Source organism: Collinsella aerofaciens (assembly GCF_040920445.1).
GTDB lineage: Bacteria > Actinomycetota > Coriobacteriia > Coriobacteriales > Coriobacteriaceae > Collinsella > Collinsella aerofaciens_BH.
The window spans coordinates 1-20,528 of the sequence record NZ_JBCOTQ010000030.1 but is presented as its reverse complement, the minus strand read 5'-3'; the positions used below and the strand labels follow the sequence as shown (position 1 = coordinate 20,528).

At 58.4% G+C, this 20,528-nt stretch carries 18 protein-coding genes; 13 read left to right on the top strand and 5 right to left on the bottom strand.

Annotated features, from left to right (window positions below; all coding sequences use genetic code 11):
- Nucleotides 1-59: 59 nt before the first annotated feature.
- The 3 genes from AB5405_RS06060 (at nucleotide 60) to AB5405_RS06050 (ending at nucleotide 3,744) form a co-directional block, all read left to right on the top strand.
- On the top strand, nucleotides 60-1,160 hold the full coding sequence (locus AB5405_RS06060) for a glycerol dehydrogenase (RefSeq protein ID WP_368137890.1): 1,101 nt from the start codon (nucleotides 60-62) through the stop codon (nucleotides 1,158-1,160).
- A 112-nt stretch (nucleotides 1,161-1,272) separates the two neighbouring features.
- Nucleotides 1,273-2,340: a glycerol dehydrogenase gene (locus AB5405_RS06055; protein ID WP_368137889.1), complete on the top strand. Its 1,068-nt coding sequence runs from the start codon at nucleotides 1,273-1,275 to the stop codon at nucleotides 2,338-2,340.
- Nucleotides 2,341-2,490: 150 nt separating this feature from the next.
- A complete protein-coding gene (locus AB5405_RS06050; RefSeq protein WP_368137888.1) occupies nucleotides 2,491-3,744 on the top strand; it encodes a 4Fe-4S binding protein in 1,254 nt (417 codons plus the stop codon).
- Nucleotides 3,745-3,875: 131 nt separating this feature from the next.
- On the opposite strand, the gene AB5405_RS06045 is transcribed toward AB5405_RS06050, so the two are convergent.
- Both AB5405_RS06045 and AB5405_RS06040 read right to left on the bottom strand, forming a co-directional pair.
- Nucleotides 3,876-4,631, bottom strand: a complete 756-nt coding sequence (locus AB5405_RS06045) for a GntR family transcriptional regulator (protein WP_368137887.1) — start codon at nucleotides 4,629-4,631, stop codon at nucleotides 3,876-3,878.
- 65 nt (nucleotides 4,632-4,696) lie between these two features.
- Nucleotides 4,697-5,722, bottom strand: coding sequence for a zinc-dependent alcohol dehydrogenase family protein (locus tag AB5405_RS06040; RefSeq protein WP_118387611.1), 1,026 nt, complete (start codon nucleotides 5,720-5,722; stop codon nucleotides 4,697-4,699).
- A 355-nt stretch (nucleotides 5,723-6,077) separates the two neighbouring features.
- On the opposite strand from AB5405_RS06040, the gene AB5405_RS06035 reads away from it, so the two are divergent.
- From AB5405_RS06035 to AB5405_RS06020, 4 genes are all read left to right on the top strand, one after another.
- Entirely contained in the window at nucleotides 6,078-7,685 is a 1,608-nt protein-coding gene (locus AB5405_RS06035) for an alpha-glucoside-specific PTS transporter subunit IIBC (protein WP_217750998.1), read from the top strand.
- A 155-nt stretch (nucleotides 7,686-7,840) separates the two neighbouring features.
- Nucleotides 7,841-9,184, top strand: a complete 1,344-nt coding sequence (locus AB5405_RS06030) for a 6-phospho-alpha-glucosidase (RefSeq protein ID WP_195520637.1) — start codon at nucleotides 7,841-7,843, stop codon at nucleotides 9,182-9,184.
- Between the two features lie 127 nt (nucleotides 9,185-9,311).
- The gene (ychF, locus tag AB5405_RS06025; protein WP_368137886.1) at nucleotides 9,312-10,388 is read left to right on the top strand and encodes a redox-regulated ATPase YchF; all 1,077 of its coding nucleotides are present in this window, start codon (nucleotides 9,312-9,314) and stop codon (nucleotides 10,386-10,388) included.
- 11 nt (nucleotides 10,389-10,399) lie between these two features.
- Complete coding sequence (locus tag AB5405_RS06020) at nucleotides 10,400-10,783, top strand: DUF1648 domain-containing protein (RefSeq protein ID WP_368137885.1); 384 nt, start codon at nucleotides 10,400-10,402, stop codon at nucleotides 10,781-10,783.
- A gap of 9 nt (nucleotides 10,784-10,792) precedes the next feature.
- Here AB5405_RS06020 and AB5405_RS06015 read toward each other — a convergent pair whose 3' ends face one another.
- Entirely contained in the window at nucleotides 10,793-11,182 is a 390-nt protein-coding gene (locus AB5405_RS06015) for a hypothetical protein (RefSeq protein ID WP_368137884.1), read from the bottom strand.
- 76 nt (nucleotides 11,183-11,258) lie between these two features.
- Between AB5405_RS06015 and AB5405_RS06010 the strand changes: the two genes are divergently transcribed.
- On the top strand, nucleotides 11,259-11,477 hold the full coding sequence (locus AB5405_RS06010) for a helix-turn-helix domain-containing protein (RefSeq protein ID WP_368137883.1): 219 nt from the start codon (nucleotides 11,259-11,261) through the stop codon (nucleotides 11,475-11,477).
- Nucleotides 11,478-11,798: 321 nt separating this feature from the next.
- Here the strand turns inward: AB5405_RS06010 and AB5405_RS06005 are convergent, their stop codons facing one another.
- The gene (locus tag AB5405_RS06005) at nucleotides 11,799-12,812 is read right to left on the bottom strand and encodes an asparaginase (RefSeq protein WP_138375286.1); all 1,014 of its coding nucleotides are present in this window, start codon (nucleotides 12,810-12,812) and stop codon (nucleotides 11,799-11,801) included.
- Nucleotides 12,813-13,079: 267 nt separating this feature from the next.
- On the opposite strand from AB5405_RS06005, the gene guaA reads away from it, so the two are divergent.
- The 5 genes from guaA to AB5405_RS05975 all read left to right on the top strand — a co-directional run bounded on the left by guaA (nucleotide 13,080) and on the right by AB5405_RS05975 (nucleotide 18,852).
- Entirely contained in the window at nucleotides 13,080-14,678 is a 1,599-nt protein-coding gene (gene guaA / locus AB5405_RS06000; protein ID WP_368137882.1) for a glutamine-hydrolyzing GMP synthase, read from the top strand.
- A gap of 504 nt (nucleotides 14,679-15,182) precedes the next feature.
- On the top strand, nucleotides 15,183-15,977 hold the full coding sequence (locus AB5405_RS05990; protein WP_368137881.1) for an ATP-binding protein: 795 nt from the start codon (nucleotides 15,183-15,185) through the stop codon (nucleotides 15,975-15,977).
- Nucleotides 15,964-16,401: an ATP-binding protein gene (locus tag AB5405_RS05985; protein WP_368137880.1), complete on the top strand. Its 438-nt coding sequence runs from the start codon at nucleotides 15,964-15,966 to the stop codon at nucleotides 16,399-16,401. Before AB5405_RS05990 ends, AB5405_RS05985 begins: the two co-directional genes overlap by 14 nt.
- A gap of 89 nt (nucleotides 16,402-16,490) precedes the next feature.
- Nucleotides 16,491-18,239: a hypothetical protein gene (locus tag AB5405_RS05980; RefSeq protein ID WP_368137879.1), complete on the top strand. Its 1,749-nt coding sequence runs from the start codon at nucleotides 16,491-16,493 to the stop codon at nucleotides 18,237-18,239.
- 28 nt (nucleotides 18,240-18,267) lie between these two features.
- Entirely contained in the window at nucleotides 18,268-18,852 is a 585-nt protein-coding gene (locus AB5405_RS05975) for a hypothetical protein (protein WP_117745741.1), read from the top strand.
- 242 nt (nucleotides 18,853-19,094) lie between these two features.
- On the opposite strand, the gene AB5405_RS05970 is transcribed toward AB5405_RS05975, so the two are convergent.
- The gene (locus AB5405_RS05970) at nucleotides 19,095-19,751 is read right to left on the bottom strand and encodes a DUF3800 domain-containing protein (protein WP_368137895.1); all 657 of its coding nucleotides are present in this window, start codon (nucleotides 19,749-19,751) and stop codon (nucleotides 19,095-19,097) included.
- Nucleotides 19,752-20,528 lie beyond the last annotated feature (777 nt).

Sequence of the window (20,528 nt, the reverse complement as noted above, 5' to 3'; positions counted from 1 at the left end):
GGCTCCGCACGTATCTGTACGGAGCCCCTTTCTTTTTTCTTTTAGAGAATGGGATAGTTATGGCTGCAATTTTCAATAGCCCCAGCAAGTACATCCAGGGTCCGGACGAGCTGGCCAAGCTCGGCTCCTATGTCGAGCCGCTCGGCGCTAAGGCCCTCGTCATCGTGACGCCTTCGGGCAAGAAGCGCGTCGGTGCCAAGATCGAGAGCGGTTTTGCCGAGGCCAAGGCCGAGCTGCTGTTTGAGGACTTTAACGGCGAGTGCTCCAAGGGCGAGGTCGATCGCCTGGTTGCGCTCGCTCGCGACAACGGTTGCGACATCATCGTCGGTGTCGGTGGCGGCAAGATCCTCGATACCGCCAAGGCCGTTGCCTACTACCTGGAGTCCCCGGTTATCATTTGCCCCACCATCGCTTCGACCGATGCACCGTGTTCGGCGCTTTCGGTGCTCTATACCGATGACGGCCAGTTCGACAAGTACCTCTTCCTTAAGGCAAACCCCAACATTGTCCTGATGGATACGACGGTTATCGCGGCGAGCCCGGTGCGCCTGACGGTTTCCGGTATGGGCGATGCGCTCGCAACCTACTTTGAGGCCCAGGCGACGCATGATGCCGACGGTGGCACTTGCGCCGGCGGCAAGGGCGGTATGGCTGGTCTGGCACTTGCCAAGCTCTGCTACGAGACGCTTATGGCCGATGGCGTGAAGGCCAAGGTCGCGTTGGAGAAAGGTGCGCTGACGCCTGCCGTGGAGCACATCATCGAGGCAAACACGCTGCTCTCCGGCATTGGCTTTGAGAGCTCGGGTCTTGCTGCTGCTCATGCCATCCACAATGGCCTGACGATGCTGCCCGAGTGCCACGGCATGTATCACGGCGAGAAGGTCGCCTTTGGCACCATCGTCCAGCTGGTACTCGAGGATGCCCCGACCGAGAAGCTCGAGGAAGTCTTGGGCTTCTGCATTGAGCTGGGCCTGCCGGTCACGATGAAGGAACTTGGCGTTGCCGAGCTTACGCGTGAGCAGGCCATGATTGTTGCCGAGGCCGCCTGCGCGCCCGATGACACCATGTGCAACATGCCGTTTGAGGCGACGCCCGAGATGGTCGCAAACGCCATCCTGGGTGCCGACGCACTGGGCCACTACTATCTCATGGATGAGTAAATCAAGCTAAGGAAGGGGCAAAGCCGGCAGATGGCTTTGCCCTTTTTGCTATGGTGCAAAGGGGTCAGGTTGCTTTGCACCAATTGTTGTTGATGAAAGGGCGGATTCTCGTATGGCGCTTCCCATGGTTTATGGCGGTCCCGGACGATATGTTCAGGGGCCGGGCGAGCTCTCGCGTCAGGGCAGGTATTTGTCATGGTTGGGCTGCGCTGCCTATGTCCTGTTTGACCAGGGCACCGAGGATCGGCTGTGCAGGCAGATCGTCGATGGATTTCTGGATGAAGATCTAAGCGAGCCGTTCTTTAAGATTTACAACGGTCCGTGTACGGAAGATGCCGTTGTCGAAATGGCCAAGGAAGCCCGGGCCGAGTATTGCGACATGGTGGTGGGCATTGGCGGCGGCAAGATGCTCGATATCGCCAAGGCCGTTGCGTTTTATGCCGAGTTGCCGTTGTGCGTATGCCCCACGGCGGCTTCGATGGACGGTCCGTGCAGCGCGATTTCGGTGCTGTATCACGAGGATGGGTCGTTCGACCGCTACCTGATGCTCGAGAAGAATCCAGACCTGGTCGTGGTCGATACCAACGTGGTCGCGGCAGCCCCGCTGCGCATGACAGTCGCTGGCATGGGCGACTCACTGGCAACGTATTTCGAGGCGCGTTCGTGCGCCGCGGCGCACGGCGCCAACGAGCACGGTGGCGCGCCGGGACACTTGGCCTTGGTTGCGGCTCGTGCCTGCTATGACACACTCATGGAGTGCGGTGTCGCTGCCAAGCGCGATCTCAAAAAGGGCCGTACATCGCCAGCGGTTGAGCGCCTGATCGAGTGCAATATTCTGCTTTCGGGTGTTGGCTTTGAGAGTGGCGGTTTGGCGCTGGCGCATGCGATCGCCAACGGCCTGACGATTTTGCCCGAGTGCAAGGCTATGCACGGCGAGGCCGTAGCGTTTGGTCTGGTGGTACAGCTGCGCCTGGAGCATGCGCCCGAGCTTGAACAAGTGCTCGAGTTTTGCCAGCGCGTCGGCCTACCGACGACGCTCGCGGAGCTGGGACTTGGCGAGATTTCCGATACCGACCTGATGAGCGTTGCGGATGCGGTCTTTAGGAACGAACGCAACATGGCCAACGAGCAGACAAAGGTGACCAAACAAAAGCTCGTCGAGCTCATGCGCGAGGCATAGTTTGGCGCTTGATTGACCTTGTGCAATCGAGGCGGCGATGGGCTATGGGTTATTTCCCTCAAGGTGCTCCGCGTGTAATTTGCCCGAGGTGTGGGCCGATAGCGTATCATTATCTCTTGCTTGTTTGCACTGCTCAGGGAGGGGCCGCGCATGGCGCAGGAACACGATCTGTTTGATGACATTATCGAGATCAGCAAGGGTTTCGACTTTCTTAAAAACCCGCTTGGCGGCGCGACCGATGCACTCGATCCGTCGGCGCCGCAGTGGAATCCTGCCGACTACAAGGAGCGCCCGCGCGGCAACACCATTCCGTGCCTGACCTGCAAAAACGAAAAGAGCGGCTGCACCGCGTGCATGGACGTGTGTCCGGTCAACGCTATCGAGGTCGAGGAAGATGCCATTGAGATCCTCGACTCCTGTCGCAAGTGCGGCCTGTGCGCCGCTGCCTGTCCGACCGAGGCGATCATCTCGCCGCGCTTGGCGCCCAAAAACCTGTATGACGATATCGTCTCTGCTGCTACGAGCCACGAGACCGCCTACGTCACCTGCACGCGCGCCCTCAAGCGCATGCCGCGCGAAAACGAGGTCGTCGTCGCCTGCGTGGGCGATGTTACGGCCGAGACCTGGTTCTCGGTACTGGCGGACTATCCCAACGTGAGTGTGTACCTGCCGTTGGGCGTGTGCGATAAATGCCGCAACACCGGCGGTGAGGACATTCTGGGCGAGGCGATTGCGAAGGCCGAGGAGTGGTCCGGCACGGGTATGGGCCTGGAGGTAGACCCCAAGAGCCTCAAGTGCCATAAGCTTCGCGAGTACGAGCGCAAGGAGTATATGGAAAAGATCGCCCGCACCACGGGCCTAAGCGTGACTAAGCTCAACCCGGCGACTGCGGCGCTGGCCTCGGTGACGCAGAAGTTGAAGGCCCACCGTCACCAGATCACGCAGCTCGAGCGCACACTCAACACCATGTGCGGCACCACGACGACTAAGCGTCGCCGTTCGCTCACCCATGGGCGGCAGCTGGTGCTCTCGACACTGCAGAACCATCCCGAGCTTGCCAAGAACATGCAGGTGAGCACGCCGGAATGTGATTTTGACAAGTGTACGTCGTGCGGCGAGTGCGTCAACGTATGCCCCACGTTTGCCTGCGATTTGGTGGGAAGCGGCCGCTTTGCGTTGGAGTCCACGTATTGCCTAGGTTGCGGAGCCTGCGTCAAGGTGTGCCCCGAGCATGCGCTCAAGTTGGTTGAGCATGACGCGTCCAATCTGGTCGTCGTCGACCCCGAGGCCGAGGAAAAGGCCGCTCAGAAGGCCAAGGCCCACGAGGAGGCCGAGAAGGTCAAGGCCGAGGCAAAGGAAAAGCTCAACAAGATGCTCGACCAAGTGGAAAAGCTCGCGGACTAGCTAAAAGAGCGTAAATGATGGCCAGTGGGACAGGTACTGCCCCACCGGCCAAAAAAGTTGCGGTGGAATAGTTCCTGTTTTGCCCTTAAGCTGGCCATTCTGGGAACTATCCCACCGCAACTAATAGATGGTTAGCTCATACTGCTCTGATGGGTCTCGCTGCCGTTATTGCGGCGGGTGACCGTTTCGTGGAGTAAAAAGAAGCTGGGAACCTGCTTTGTCTCGGTGTATTCCATAAGGATGCCGTCGGCGTTGTAGGTCTGTCCGCGTACAACAGCGAGTGCGTTAAAGTCGTCGAGATCGAGCACGCGTGCATCCTCGGGCGTGGGATGCTCAATCGTTACATCGCGTTTGCCCGTGGCAATCTTAATGCCAAGGCCTTCTTCGAGGTAACGATAGATCGAGTCGTTGACAATCTCGGGTGTCAGCCCCGGTACCTGTGAGCTTAGGTAATAGGAGTCGTCGGAGCACACGGCCCGTCCGTCTGCATAACGGATGCGTTTGGCACGCGTGAGCTCACAGCCTTCAGGAAACCCGGTAATCTTGGAGAGCGCCTTGTTACAGACGAGGAGCTCAAAGACAGTGGTAACCGTTTTGAGCTCAAAGCCTCGACTGGCTGCGATTTCCTTAAAGGTCTCGAGTCCGCCGCCACCACGATTCGTCTCGTCACTGATGTTGCGAATGACGCGCATGCCTTTGCCTTGCTGGGGGAGCACGTAACCATCTGCCGCAAGCATCGAGATGGCGCGACGGACCGTCATGCGCGAACAGTCAAACAGCTGCGTGAGCTCAGTCTCCGAAGGCAGATAACTCTGATAGGCGTATGTGCCGTCGTCAATCGACTGCTTCACGTTGTCATAAATAGTTTGGAAGATGGCTCGCGCCATGACGGTCTCCTAGAGCTGGGTGCTCGAGCGGTGGATGAGGGCCGCCCGCGCAGGTGTCAAGTGATTTACTTGCTGGGGTCGATTATATATTTGCCCATGGCACGCAGGGCCGGGTCTGACAGGATGGCGCCGAGTTCGTCGAGGGAAGCCACCTTGGCGACCATCGAGGATACGTCGAGCCTGCCAGAGTCGATGAGCTCGAGCGCGCGACGCTGTGTGTAAGGGTTGATGTAGGACGAGGTGAGCACGAGCTCCTTCTGGAAGACCTCGAAGGGCTTGACGGTGATTGTCTCATCGGGCTTGGTGAGGCCGAACATCATGACCGTAGCCTTGTGGCCGGCGATCTGGATGGCCTGCTCGATGGTGACGGGCTTGCCAACACACTCGATAACGACATCGACGTTGCCGACGCCCTCCTGCTTCAGGCGGGCCGGGACGTCCTCGTGGATGGAATCAATTGCCAGGTCGGCGCCGAGTTTGAGCGCAACCTCGCGCTTGCCTTCGACAGGCTCAAGCAAGACAACCTTGGTGGCGCCGGCGTTTTTGGCGAGCTGCATCATGAGCAGACCGATCATGCCACCGCCGATAACGACAACTGTGCTGCCGGGCTTGATGTTGCACATATCGATGCCGTGCAGGCAGCAGGCGACGGGTTCGGTCATAGCACCCTGCTCAAAGCTGGTGTGATCGCCCAACTTGTAGACTTGCTGCATATCGACGGAGCAGTACTCGGCAAAGCCGCCGTTAACGGTGGTGCCGTAACCGGTCATATGCTCGCAGTAGTGGTTGATTCCGTCGCGGCAGGGTTCGCAGCAGCCGCAGGGATGGTTTGGGTCGATGCACACGCGATCGCCTGGTTTAAAGCCAGCGACGTCGCTGCCCACGGCCTCGACAACGCCCGCAAACTCATGACCAAGGATCGTGGGCGGGGTAACGTCGGCTGCACCCTTGTCGCCTTCATAGATATGCACGTCGGTACCGCAGACGCCGCAAGCTTTGACGTTGATCAGGACGTCGCGCCTGCCCACGGCCGGCTTTGCCGATTCCTCGACTCTGAGGTCGTGCTTTCCATAGAAGACCGCGCTTTTCATGGTGACTCCTTAACGTGGCGGTGAATGTTGTAATGAAGTATAGGCATGTCTATAGATATAGACAAGCACATCTAGACAAGTAGAAAAGAAATTTAAAATGCAGCCATCAACTATGTCAGATTTAGCAGGCGAAATACTGGACATATACCGTTTACGGCCAATAATCGACCGTTTACCGACCGTAGTCTTTACGCTAACTTTTCTAGATAAGTGATGTGATAAATCGTAAGTGCAAGAAGTCAGGGAAGCGGGCCCACCCGTCCTATTGCACGAGGTACACGCAAACGGCGCGTCTGCGGTCTCGAGTGAAGCCAAAACCGCAGCGCTCCGAATGAAGAGAGGGGGATTCCCCGTCATGATGCAAAAGATACAACGTTTCGGCGGTGCAATGTACACGCCTGCAATTCTTTTCGCATTTTCCGGAATCGTCGTCGGCCTGGGTACGTTGTTTACCACCGAGGCGATCTTTGGCGAGATGGCCACTGCGGGCCATCTTTGGTTTGATTGCTGGAATGTGCTGCTCCAGGGTGGTTGGACGCTCTTTAACCAGATGCCGTTGCTGTTTTGCGTAGCGTTGCCAATCTCGCTCGCGAACAAGCAGAACGCTCGCTGCTGCATGGAGGCTTTGGCCATCTACCTTACCTTCAACTACTTTGTAAGCACAATCTTGGGGCAGTGGGGCCCTGTCTTTGGCGTCGATTACTCTGTCGAGGCGGGCAGCGGTACTGGTCTTGCCACTATCGCAAGCATCAAAACGCTTGATATGGGCATCATGGGCGCGCTCATTATCTCTGGTATCGCCACGATGCTGCATAACAAGTTCTTCGATACCGAGCTCCCCGAGTGGCTGGGCGTGTTCTCGGGCTCCGTGTTCATCTATATGATCGGTTTCTTCGTTATGGTTCCGGTCGCTCTTATCGCCTGCCTGGTATGGCCGCATGTTCAGGCTGCTATCTCTGCCTTCCAGGGATTCATCCTTTCCGCCGGTACGTTTGGCGTGGGTGTCTTTGCTTTCTTCGAGCGCGTGCTGATTCCTACAGGCCTGCACCACTTTATCTATACGCCGTTCTATTACGACAACGCGGCGGTCAACGGCGGCATCTTTGCTGCTTGGGCCAACATCCTGCCCCAACTGGCTGCCGATCCGAGCATTGCTCTTAAGGATGCCGCACCCTGGGCTGCCTATACCTGCCCTGGTTGGACTAAGGTCTTCGGCTCGCTTGGCGTTGCCATTGCGTTTTATATGACCGCCAAACCCGAGCGCAAGCAGCGCGTCAAGGCTCTGCTCATTCCCGTCACCCTTACCGCTATGCTTTGCGGTATTACCGAGCCGCTTGACTTCACCTTCCTGTTCATCGCGCCCGGCCTGTTCGTCGTCCACTGCGTGCTCGGAGCGCTCGGCTGCATGGCTCAAAACCTCCTTGGCGTCGTGGGCATCTTCGACGGCGGCATCATCTCGATGCTCTCGTGGGACTGGCTGCCCCTTTGGGCCGCACACGGTCTGCAGTACGCCATCTCCATCCTTGTCGGTCTGTGCTTTACCGCTCTTTGGGTCGTGGTCTTCCGTTTCCTGATCGTCAAGTTCGACTTTAAGACCCCCGGTCGCGAGGATGACGATGTTGAGGTCGAGCTCAAGTCCAAGGCCGACTACAAGCAAAAGCAGGGCGGTGCTGCTGGCAAATCGGTCGCCCAGAGTAAAGATGATGAGCGCTTGGTGCTTGCCGAGAACATCCTTGATCTACTCGGTGGCGCGGATAACATCATCGATGTAACTAACTGCGCTACCCGTCTGCGCGTTAACGTCAAGGACAAGAGCGTCGTTGCACCCGAGGCTTCCTTCAAGGCGATCGGTACGCATGGCTTGGTGGTCCAAGGTCAGTCAATCCAGGTCATCATCGGCCTTACCGTCCCGCAGGTTCGCGAGAAGTTCGAGAGTCTTCTGAAGTTCGAGAGTCTTCTGTAAACCATCGTCCATCGAAACAATCGGCCTTGTAGAGCCGGTATGCACCGCAAAGCCGATTCTGGAGATAAAAAACTCCACTTCTAGGTAACAGTTCCAAACCGTGCAGGCCGCGTACGGGGATGGATTGAGCAAGCGGCCAGAATGAGGAGGACATCATGTCCAAGAAAAACTATGCCGTGACCATTGCCGGCGGTGGCTCTACCTTCACCCCGGGCATCGCCCTGATGCTGCTCGAGGAGCGCGACCGCTTCCCGGTCAACAAGGTGACCTTCTACGACAACAACGCCGAGCGCCAGGAGATCGTGGCAAAGGCCTGCGAGATCTACTTCCACGAGAACGCTCCCGAGGTTGAGTTTAGCTACACCACCGACCCCGAGACCGCATTCACCGGGACCGACTTCGTGCTTGCCCACATCCGCGTCGGCCTGTACGCCATGCGTGAGCTCGACGAGAAGATTCCTCTCAAGTACGGCTGCGTTGGCCAAGAGACCTGCGGTGCCGGCGGTATCGCCTACGGCATGCGCTCCATCGGTGGTGTCATCGAGATCCTCGACTACATGGAGAAGTACAGCCCCAACGCCTGGATGCTCAACTACTCCAACCCCGCGGCCATCGTTGCCGAGGCCTGCCGCGTGCTGCGCCCCAACAGCCGCATCATCAACATCTGCGACATGCCGATCGACCTCATGGATAAGATGAGCCGTATGTGCGGCATCAAGGATCGTCGCGAGCTGCAGTATAGCTACTACGGCCTCAACCACTTTGGTTGGTGGAGCAAGATCTACGACAAGGACGGCAACGACCTCATGCCGCAGATTAAGGAGCACATGGCTAAGAACGGCTACCTGGACGGCATCGAGCACGAGGCCGGTAAGGAGCAGCATGTCGAGGAGAGCTGGATTCACACCTTCGGCAAGGCCAAAGATGTCTATGCTGTCGATCCCGAGACGATTCCCAATACCTACCTCAAGTACTACCTGTACCCGGACTATGTCGTCGAGACGTCTGACCCCAACTACACTCGCGCCAATGAGGTTATGGACGGCCGCGAGAAGAAGGTCTTTGGCGCTTGCCGCGACATCATCGCCAAGGGTACTGCCAAGGACGGCGGCTTTGAGCCCGACGTACACGCCAACTACATCGTCGACCTTGCCTGCGCGCTGGCCGAGAACACGCTCGAGCGCTTCCTGCTGATCGTCCCCAACGATGGTGCTGTGCCCAACTTCGACCCGACGGCCATGGTCGAGGTGCCTTGCATCGTCGGTTCCAACGGCTTTGAGAAGATTTGCCAGGGCCCGATCCCGCAGTTCCAGAAGGGCCTGATGGAGCAGCAGGTTTCCGTCGAGAAGCTCGTTGTCCAGGCTTGGGTCGAGGGCAGCTACCAGAAGCTCTGGCAGGCACTCACGCTCTCCAAGACCATTCCCTCGGCGAGCGTTGCTAAGCAGATCCTGGACGAGCTCATCGAGGCCAACAAGGATTTCTGGCCCGAGCTTAAGTAAGAACTACTGTCTAGAACTCTCACGCATCTCTGCTTCATTTGCGCCGCCGCGGTGTCCGGATTCGCCCGGATGCTGCGGCGGCGCTATACTTATACGGTTTGAAGTACCTGTACCAAAAGGAGCTGTCGTGTCCCTTTCCATCGGTATCGTGGGCCTGCCCAACGTGGGCAAGTCGACGTTGTTCACCGCGCTTACCAAAAAGACCGGCCTTGCCGCCAACTACCCGTTCGCCACGATTGACCCCAACGTGGGTATCGTCGATGTGCCCGATAGCCGCCTGCAAAAGCTCGCCGACATCGTTAACCCCGGCCGTATTGTGCCGGCTACGGTCGAGTTCGTCGACATCGCTGGCCTGGTGAAGGGTGCCAACGAGGGCGAGGGCCTGGGCAACCAGTTCTTGGCCAACATTCGCGAGACCGATGCCATCTGTGAGGTCGTGCGCTACTTTAAGGACCCCAACGTTATGCGTGAGGTGGGCCGCACGGGCGAGTTCGTCGACCCCGCCGGTGACGCCGACACCATCATGACCGAGCTCATCCTGGCCGACATGGGCACGCTCGAGAAGCAACTGCCCAAGCTCGAGAAGGAGGCCAAGCGCGACAAGGAGCTCATGCCTAAGTTCGAGGTGGCCAAGCGCCTGCTTGCCTGGCTCAACGAGGGCAAGCGCGCCGCGTCCATGGAGATGACCGACGAGGAGCGCGCCGCTGCCAAGGGCCTGTTCCTGCTCACCATGAAGCCCATCCTGTATGTGGCCAACGTGGACGAGGACATGCTCAACGACGATCTGGCGTCCATCGATGGTGTCAAGCCGCTGCCCATCTGCGCCAAGATCGAGGCAGAGCTTTCCGAGCTCGATCCCGAGGACGCCGCCGACTACCTGGAGAGCCTGGGCCTGGAGCAGCCCGGCCTGGACGTGCTCGCGCAGGCGGCCTATAAGCTGCTCGGTCTGCAGTCGTTCTTTACGGCCGGCGAGATGGAGGTCAAGGCCTGGACGGTTCGTCAGGGCGCGACCGCCCCGCAGGCCGCCGGCGTCATCCACACCGACTTTGAGCGCGGCTTTATTAAGGCCGAGGTCATTGGCTACGACGACTACATCGAGCTCGGCGGCGAGCAGGGCGCCAAGGCCGCCGGCAAGCTGCGTATTGAGGGCAAGGACTATGTCATGGCCGATGGCGACGTCGTGCACTTCCGCTTTAACGTGTAAGGACGACGCATATGTTTAAATATGGCAAAAAAGCCGGCTACATGGGCATCGCGCTGCTCGTACTTGCGGTGATTCCGCTGGTGGTTGCAGCGTGTGTTATCCCCAACATTGGCCCCGAGGTGGCAACGAAGTTTAACGCAGCCGGCGAGGTGACGCGCTGGGGTAAGAGCTGCGAGCTGCTGGCACTGCCGGTGCTCAACCTGCTGCTCGGCGTGGCGACGTACTTTACCGCCGGTCGTCAGGCTAAGAACAACGACGACTCTGCCGTGATGGCGCGACTAACGTGTGAGCGTTATCTGCGCAACGGCTGCATCACGGGCGTGTTCCTTAATGTGATTAACGTCTACTTTATGTATTCGGCAATTACTGGCACGGGCTTTGGACTGGGATTCTAGCTTGTTCCTTTAGGCAACGAGCCTACAAGCATATTCGATGGCTGCTGCGAGGCCGCCGCTCGATCGTGGTTGAAAGACCACATCGGCGGCGGCCTCGTTTTCGTATCCCGCGCCGCGCAAGGTTAGGGCGACGGTGGCTTCTAGGAGCAGGGGGAGTCCTTGCGGGGTGGTGGCGATAACAGCGGTCTGGTCGAGCGTGCGGCCGCGCTCTTGGCATAGACGTGCGAGGTCGCCTTGCTTTGGATTGGAAAGCAGCGCCGTGGCGACACGGCTCGTCAGTAGCGCAAGGGCCGTGCGTTCGTCGGGCGTAAGCTGGTCGGCCTCGATAACGACAAGAGCAATCGGCGTGGCGCGCCGGCGGCAGTCTGTGCGCCGTACGTAAATCGAAGAACCCGACATAGAAAACTCCTGTGTATTCGTTAAAACGTAAACTATAGTTTACGTTTTTGTTCGGCTCCATTTCAAACTCGGCTGCATGGACGAACGTGCGAAACAGATTCTTGGCAGGCGGGTCGAAGAGACGCGCAGGGACCTTGGTATCTCCAAGGTCGATTTTTGTGTGGCAGCAGGAATCAGCCGCCCCTATCTCGACAGAATCGAAGACGGAACGGCAAATTTCACGCTCAGGGTTCTATTTAAGATTGCGCCCGCACTCGGCCTGACGGTGTCAGAGCTTCTCGAAGGCATCGAATAGGACGTTTTCGATGCTATTTGGCGCCCTTTGGGCAGGTCCCCCCGGCTGCGATGTGCAAAATCGCGAGTATTCAGCAGCTGTTCATCCGTAGACGGCAGTTCGAATGGGTTGCATTGCGTTTTTGGCACTAGTTAATCCACACACTTAATAAAAAACGAGGAATAACTATTTACAAGACGGCCTTTTCACACTAAAAGCCCGCCAAATAAGCAGTTGATTTGATGTCTCCGTCGGGGAAATTGCAGAATACTCCGTTTTTTGCACGGCCCGAGGGGGACCACCTGCCGTTTGAGGCTGCGATACGTAGATCTGCCCTTGGGATTACGCCATCGGGATGCGGTCGTGGTTGACTTGGCTGTAGAACAGGCGCTGGATCTCGGCGGCATCGCGTGACTGGCCGAGTGCCCACATGGTCTTGGCCACGAGCGTCTCGGTGGTCATGTCATCGCCGCGCAGGATGCCCGGATGATCGGCGTAAGCGCGGCCGACCTCATAAACGCCCAGATCGAGGCCCTCTTCGGGGACCTGTGTGGTCATGACGACGGTGCGACCCGAATCGACCCAGCGGAAAATCGCCTCCTGGAACGACTCGCCCGACTCACCAAACTCGGGGATACCGCCAATGCCAAAGGTCTCAAGGATTACAGCATCGTAGCTATCGGCTAGGGCGTCGAGGATGCCCGGGTTTACGCCGGGCGTAAGCTTGAGTACAAATACGCGCGGGTCGATGCTGTCGTAGAAATGCACCGGGTTTTCGTCCTGATGCGTGCCGTGAAGCCCGTTGCGCACGATACGGTCATTGCGGATGTAGGCAATGGGCGGATAGTTGACGCTAATGAATGCGTTGAAGCTCATGGTGCGCTGCTTGCGGGCGCGCGTACCGGCAATGGCGACGCCGCCAAACACAATCGACACATCGTGCGAATGCTCGTCGAGTGCATAGAGCAGGCTCTGGTACAGGTTGAGCTTGGCGTCGGTAAAGGGATTGCCCATGGGCTTTTGCGAGCCGGTGAGCACGATGGGCTTGGGGCTGTCCTGAATCAGGTAGGAAAGCGCTGCTGCGGTGTAGCTCATGGTGTCAGTGCCGTGCAGAATCACGAAGCCGTCGTGGTCGGCATAACCCTCGACAATGACGTCGCGGATACGCATCCAGTCGCTCGGGCGCATGTTGGTGCTGTCGATGTTCATGGGCTGCACCACGTCGAGCTCGCAGAGACCCGAGATCTCGGGGACACTCTGGGCGAGCTCCTCACCGGTCAGGGCGGGGGAGAGGCCGTTGCCGTCCTCGGTCGATGCGATGGTGCCGCCCGTGGCGATGAGAAGGATGCGCTTCATGCTGGTATTCCTATCGTATTTGCCGCCGCAGAGGCGGAGTCGTTCGGCAGTATTGTGGCACAGAGCGTTCAATGTTCAAACGTATTACATCATCTGTAACGTCTGGTAACACTTCAATTGCCGTCAAATAGGGGCCCAGGTCGTGCGTTTGCCGTGCGCTGATGGCTGCGAGGGACGAGAAACCCCATATAACGTGTACACTATGAAAGCAATTTTCGTTTATTCGCGCGGGTGGGCACCGGCTCCCCGCCAACAAGAGGGGGAACCATGGATCAAAAGGCTTCCGCAAAGGTCCTCGTACTCGACTTTGGTGCGCAGTACGGTCAGCTCATTGCCCGTCGCGTCCGCGACCTCAACGTGTATTCCGAGATCGTCCCCTGCGACATCTTGGCCGACGAGATTCGCGAGATGAACGCCTCTGCGCTCATCCTTTCTGGCGGCCCGGCTTCCGTGTATGCCGAGGACGCTCCGTCTATCGATCCCGCCATCTTTGACCTGGGCCTTCCCGTCCTGGGCTTTTGCTACGGCCATCAGATCACGGCCGTGACGCTCGGCGGCAAGGTCGGCCACTCCGAGGTGGGCGAGTATGGCCGCGCCACCATCACGCGCACGGCCGGCGCCAAGCTTTTTAACTCCACGCCCATGGAGCAGACCGTTTGGATGAGCCACCGCGACGCCGTGTCCGAGGTGCCCGAGGGCTTTACCGTTACCGCCAGCACCGACGTGTGCCCGGTTGCTGCCATGGAGTGCGTCGAGCGCAAAATCTTCACCACGCAGTTCCACCCCGAGGTCAAGCACTCCGAGTACGGTCAGCAGCTGCTGAGCAACTTCCTGTTTGAGATCTGCGGCTTGGAGCCCAACTGGAGCATGGACAACCTGGTCGAGACCATGACGGCCGAGTTCCGCGAGAAGGTCGGCGACGACCGCGTAATTCTGGCCCTGTCCGGCGGCGTCGACTCCTCCGTCGTGGCTGCGCTGGGTGCCCGTGCCGTGGGCAAGCAGATGACCTGCGTGTTCATCAACCACGGTCTGCTGCGCAAGGGTGAGCCCGAGCAGGTGGAGGAGGTCTTCACCAAGCAGTTTGACGTCGACTTTATCCACGTTCATGCCGAGGACCGCTACGCCGAGCTTCTGGCCGGCGTGACCGAGCCCGAGGAGAAGCGCCGTATCATCGGTACGCAGTTCTGGAAAGAGTTCTTCGCCGTGGCGCAGCAGCTCGAGACCGACGGCAAGCCGGTCAAGTACCTGGCTCAGGGCACTATCTACCCCGACATCATCGAGTCCGGCGCTCGCAAGACGGGCGGCAAGACGGCCACTATCAAGAGCCATCACAACCTGATCCCGTTCCCCGAGGGCGTGCACTTCGACCTCATTGAGCCGCTCGACCACTTCTTTAAGGACGAGGTCCGCGCGCTTGGTCTGGCGCTGGGCCTGCCGGGTCACATCGTGTTCCGTCAGCCCTTCCCGGGCCCGGGCCTGGCCATCCGCATCATCGGCGCGGTCGACAAGGAGAAGCTCGAGATTCTCAAGAACGCCGATGCCATCGTGCGCGAGGAGCTCGACGCCTACAACCAGCGTCTGTTTGAGCAGACCGGCGAGCGCAACTCCGAGCACAGCTGCTGGCAGTATTTCGCGGTCCTGCCTGACATCAAGTCCGTTGGCGTTATGGGCGACGAGCGCACCTACCAGCGCCCGATCATCCTGCGTGCCGTCGAGTCCAGCGATGCTATGACCGCCGACTGGGCCAAGCTGCCCTACGACGTGCTGGCCCGCATTTCCGGCCGCATCGTTGCCGAGGTCCCCGGCGCCAACCGCGTGTGCTACGACATCACGTCCAAGCCGCCTGCGACGATCGAGTGGGAATAGAACAGACGTTCGATTCTATGCTATAGTGTTTGCCAATGGGCGCGGCATCTTCCGAATCCGCGCCCATTGCTATACGGGCCTTACGATGACGAGCTGACGATCATAGGCGCCATGCGCGCATTTGCGGCGGAACGGGGATATGCGCCTGACTTCTCCGAATCCCGCCTCTGTCACGAGATTTACCTCTCCGACCCGCGCAAGTACGCGCCGGAGAAGCTCAAGACCGTGATTCGCCATCCCATCAAGCCGATTTAGCGAAACGAGCGCCGCCGTGCGGTCCGGCTTTTGGGGTTTATCAATTGGTAGTCCGCGTCGATCGAGCAAGCTGCCCTGCCTCCCGGCAGGTGCGTAATCCCCTTGGTCGATCCGTCTCGAGGTGCGCTCTTTGCTCATCTTGTGGCGTGGAGTTACGATACTCCTAAAAGTGTAACCAGATTCGAGTTTTAGGAGCAGCTTTTGAAGGGTGGCAGACTCAGGAACCGCGATAGATACCTCGAGGAGGCGATGCTCTTCCGTGACACCGACCTCATCAAGGTGATCACGGGCGTGCGCAGGTGCGGCAAGTCGAGCCTTCTCGATCTAATTAGGATGGCCATCGAGTCTGAAGGAGTCGCTGGCCGCGGCTTTGTGAGCGTCAACCTGGAAAGCAAGGGTACGGGCATCAAGACGGAGGACCAGCTTTATGATTACGTTCGCGGGCGCCTGTCGGACAAGGGTCGCACCTACGTTTTCATAGACGAGCCCCAGAGAATCGATGGCTGGCAGGATGCGGTCAACGCAATGAGGGTCGACTTCGATTGCGACATCTACCTCACGGGCTCGAATGCGTATCTTCTCTCGAGCGAGCTGGCCACCTATCTCTCCGGGCGCTACGTAGAGGTAAAGATGCTGCCCCTGTCCTTCTCCGAGTTCGCCGACTTCTGCGGAATCGAGTTCGTATCGGGAACTTCGGTGGCTCTCACTCCCGAGGGGGATCCCGTTCTCTTCGACGACATGCTTACTCGTTACCTTGAGTACGGGGGCATGCCAGCCATCGCATCCCTCTCGACGACCCAGGCGCAGCACTCGGCGTACATGTCCGGCGTCTACGAAGCCATCGCCGTGCGTGATATTGTCAACCGTGAGCGCGGGAAGGGCAAAAGTGCGGTGACTGACCCTTCCCTGCTGCGCCATGTGGCCGAATTCCTGGCGGACAACATCGGCAACGAGTGCTCGTCGAGTCGAATCGCCGGCGCGTTTAACTTCTGCGGGGCCGAAGACCACGAACAAGACCGTTTCCTCGTATGTGGGTGCGCTTGAGGAGGCCTTCCTGTTCTATCGTGCCACGCGTTACGATTTGCACGGCAAGGCGCTCCTCAAGACGAACCCAAAGGAGTACATCGTCGACACCGGCTTCAGGACCTGGATGGCCGGCTATAGGGTCACGGATACTGGCCGCCTGTTCGAGAACGCCGTGTATCTCCAGCTGCTCTACGAAGGATGGAGCGTGCATGTGGGCAAGCTCTATGGCAAGGAAGTCGACTTCGTTGCGACGAAGGACGGGCGCGTGCTCTACGTGCAGGCGACTGACGAGATGTTCGCAAGCGAGACCAGGGAGCGAGAGATCGCCCCTCTGAAGTCGATACGAGACAACCACGAGAAGATCGTGGTCGTGAGGCAGGGTTCCTACGACACGGATATCGACGGCATCCGCATCGTGAGCGCGAGGGACTTTTTCCTCTAGGGCCATGCGATTCATCGCGAGGCAGTTAGGTCAAGTGAGAAACATGCCTGACATCGGTTTGCTGACGATCTAAAACAGTAAGGAGAAGCTTGGACAATCGCAAAATCGAGCAGAACGCGGTCAATGCTGTCAAGCAGGCTCTCGGCGATGTCGCTTGCGTCTATGCGTATATAGATGAGAACGACAAGACCGAATGCACCGACGGGCACCTGCAAGTCTACTCGTCTTCTTCCTTCACGATTGAGACCGTTGAAGGCCAGTTGCCGCTTCAGGTCAAGGGGACCACTTCGAAAAGAAAATCGGACCGACCTAAGCGGCAAGTTCGAGTTTCAGACCTCAAGCACTATCTCAACATTGCTGGAGGCTGCATCTATTTTTACGTCTACTGTGGGAGCGAGGCTCGTTCAGCGGAGGTTTTCTACAGACTTTTGCTTCCCTATGACCTAAAGAAGATTCTGGCCGATATTCCGGAGCAACAAGAGCGCATCTCTTTGCGTTTCGACCGGCTTCCGTCAGACGCGGCGGAATTGACGCGGCTTGTCAGAAGGGCGGTCAAGGACAGAGCAAAGCAGCGAGCAGTCGTTGGCATCGCCCCCAAGACAATCGAGGAATTTAAGGATGCCGGCCTTTGCTTTGATGAGTGCGAGTTTGGAATCGAGCTGCTCGAGGGCGAGTCGCCCGCAAGCTTGGCTCCATACAGGAACGGGCTGTATATCTACGGGAAGAGCCCCTGGGGAGAGCTGTATCCCTTGAATAAGCTTGAAAACATAGTTGGCGTCGCGATTGGGTCTCGGCATGACGTCAGCTCTGGTGATGTTTCCCTAAATGCGGTGGTCATGGCCGGAGAAAATGAGAATGGCGAGCACGTTTTCTTCAGGGGTTTCGACATATGCCTCTCCACCAACACAATCACCCTCAGCGAGACCGGAACTCTTGCCGAGCGCATGGAAGAGTTGGCCCTCATGCGCGCATTGATGCAAACCGGTACGCTTTCCATAGACGGAAGCGGCTTTGCTCGCGGGTGCAAGTTGAGCGGAGGCGACCTCGACGCCCTTGAGAGTCGATTGCAGTCGCTGGAGATTATCAAGCGGGTTGTCGACGCTCTTCATTACAAGCCAGAGCTCGACATCAGTGCGTTGACCACTCAGGATTTAAGAAACATCGAGACAATTTACAAGGGATTGGTTGAGAACGCACCCCTCCACTACAAGGATCGGCAAAACGGATTCGGATATATCAATCTGGGGAACCATCCGATTAAGCTCGTGTTTTACCAAGTATCTGAAGATATGTACCGAATGGTCGATGGGCTTCGACTGGATGACCTGACGGTCTCGGTGTTCTTCCGGGGCGAGGGGGATGCCCCCGTAGTCGTCGCGCCTCTGTTCGTCCAAACGATGCAGGACTATATGAGGCTTGCCAATATCGATGCCGAGGTGTTTGCCGCTACGTTGAAGCAGTATCCAGTCACCGAAGTTAGCTCTGCCTACGTCAACGACAAGATGCTTGAAATGCTATCAGCCTACGATCAAGATGCGTGCTGTAAGGAAGAGTTGCTGAAATGCTGCGAGATGACCGTAGACGCCCTGGAAGCTTTTGCGGATCGAGAGGCAACCCTGATAAATCGATATCAAATTGCCGCTCGAAAGCGAGATCTTACTAGCGAGGAGAAATCTGAGTTAATGGCAATCCAGCTGAATTCAGATAGTGCGCTGTCGAAAGCATGCGCAGCAGCCTTGCGCGGAGACTCGGACATGGCCTCTGCGCTCAGAGCGTCACTTGACGAAGAGGCACGAACGACGCTCGGCTCATGGCCGATCGGCCGTTTCTTCGCATAAGACCGCATAGACTTTTTGAGGCATCGAAATGAAGCTACTCGTCGAATCGATTAGAAATGCGGTTGAGAAAGACTGCCTTATCCCAGCCCTTATGTCTTCCCTTACCATTCCCGACGCCATGGGGCAGCTTCTTTATCCCAATCTCGTCCTTCATAACGGGAAGAGAGCGGCGGGGCGGCAGTATGTGAAGTGGTTTGATGACTGGGCGGCAAACGACTTCCTGTTTTCGGGAGACCCCTCGAACGAAGGTGAAACGATTCCAGGTCAAATCTTTAATGGGAAGATGTGCTGGAAGCTCCGGTGCTCCCTGTTGCATTCAGGCGACTACGATGTGTCGGTCGATGCTCCCGAGAAAGACGAGAGCTTCGACTACGACTACAAGTTCGAGCTTGTCCTCCACGGGTGCAACGCCCTCTGCTCTTCCTGGCCGTCGCCCAAGAGCGGGATGCGTGCGACTAAGAGCGTGACGTTCCGCGTTGATGCGGCGTCGCTCGCGAGCTCGCTGTGCAACGCCGCGGAGGCCTGTCTTAAAGAAACGGGCGAAACGGTCAGTTACCCCAATCTGGAGCTATTCGACATGGCTGCCTGGGCGGATAGATTCAATACTCGCTGAGCCATCTCGTCAAACTCCTTGTGTGCTAAACGTTGGTGTTGGCGCCCCGGAAAAGGGGTGTGGCCAGCGCCTAGAATCTTCAGCTACCACGCTGAGACGATAGGAGATGACCACATGGACACTATGGCGCACGAGGCGCCCGCGACGCCGTTGCTTGCGTTTCGCTATCGCTGCTCGAAGCGTGTCGCTTGGGGCCCTGGCCGGAGGAGAGACGACCGCTCCCTGCGAGACTGCGGAACCACCTATATCCGCTTGCTGCGGGCTTGCTTGAACCAGTTCCTCTTGAAAGAACCTATACCTCCGAAGAACTTGTTGTACGTTTCACCGTTCTCCTTGGCCTCGTACTTGACCAAGGCAAGTTCGATAGTGCAGAGGTAATCCGCCACTTGCTCGAGGCGGTAGTCGGTCATCGAGGTCTTGCGGCGTCGGACGACCCCTTTTGAGAGAACCTTGCCCACCGAGCGGTCGAGCGCCTGCTTGACAATATCCTGACCGTTGTCGTAATAGACCTTCACATCGTCGAAGGATCGAAAGAAGCCTAGGTGTTCAATCATGGCGGAGGAGATGTCGCGCCCCATGCGCTCCATTAGCCTTGCCGGGTCTTCGAACTGGCTGCGGCGGTAGACGAACGTGATATAGGAAATGGGAAGTTTGCGGACGAACGAGGAGAAGTAGACGAGCATCACCTTGCGCTGCTCGATGTTAAGAAACTCATAATCCTTGTGCCCGTTCATGAGAGGCTCGGAGTGAAACGGAATGTTGGGGAGATCGGCCCTGGCAAGCTTGGCCTCATAGCTCGTGACCGCCTCGGCGATGCTGTCTGCCTGGTCGTGAAAGACGAGTGTGAGCAAGTAGTAGCGCGCTTTGCCGCCGCGGTCGCCGCTCTCGTCGACGAAGATGCTGAGCTCCTAGGCTAATGGGGACTCCTAATGGAATGGATAAAAAAATAGCCGGGGGACTCCCCCGGCACTTGGAGGTAGCTCAATGGGCCACCAACAACCTTATAGCATGTGCTGGCGGTGAGTGCAAAGGGGGGCGAGCCGGTACATTGCGTCGCGGCTTATGCGCAGCATCGCGCACGCCTCGTCGGCGCCGAATATCGCGTTGGTCGATGCGATGAGCCTCACCTGGCTCCTGCTAATGCTCTTGGTCATGGTCGTCCTCGAGCTCCTCTCGTCTCGAGGCTCCCTCGCGTGCCCGGCCGCGGGCGGCTCCCGGGGCGGTCGCCGCCGTCATTTGCGACGTGCTTGAGGCGGAGGCATCCGATCAGGTCGGCCTTGCGTCCTGGGTCGCCAACATCCGTGTAGCGGCGGACGAGATGGCGACTCGCGTCGCCGACATGCTCATGCACATGGGCGGCGACTAGCCAGGGCGATCCCTGCAACGGGCATTATTATCCGGGAAGCGTTTGGTTGCGAGCCACGCCGGTGTGAGGGCCTGATTCGTCAGGCCCCGCACAGGGGGACCGCGATGGTGGCCACCGCGCCGCCCGAGGGGCTGTTGGCGAGCGAGACGGAGCCCCCGTGGGCGCTCGCGGCCTCGGAGGCGGCGTGGAGGCCGAGCCCGTAGTGGCGGCCTCCGTCGCGCGAGGAGCGGGATGTGGATTGGCTACACTGATGTGGACAGTTCCGGGAGGGGCGCAGGAGACGGGAGGGCCGTATATGAGGGACCCCAGG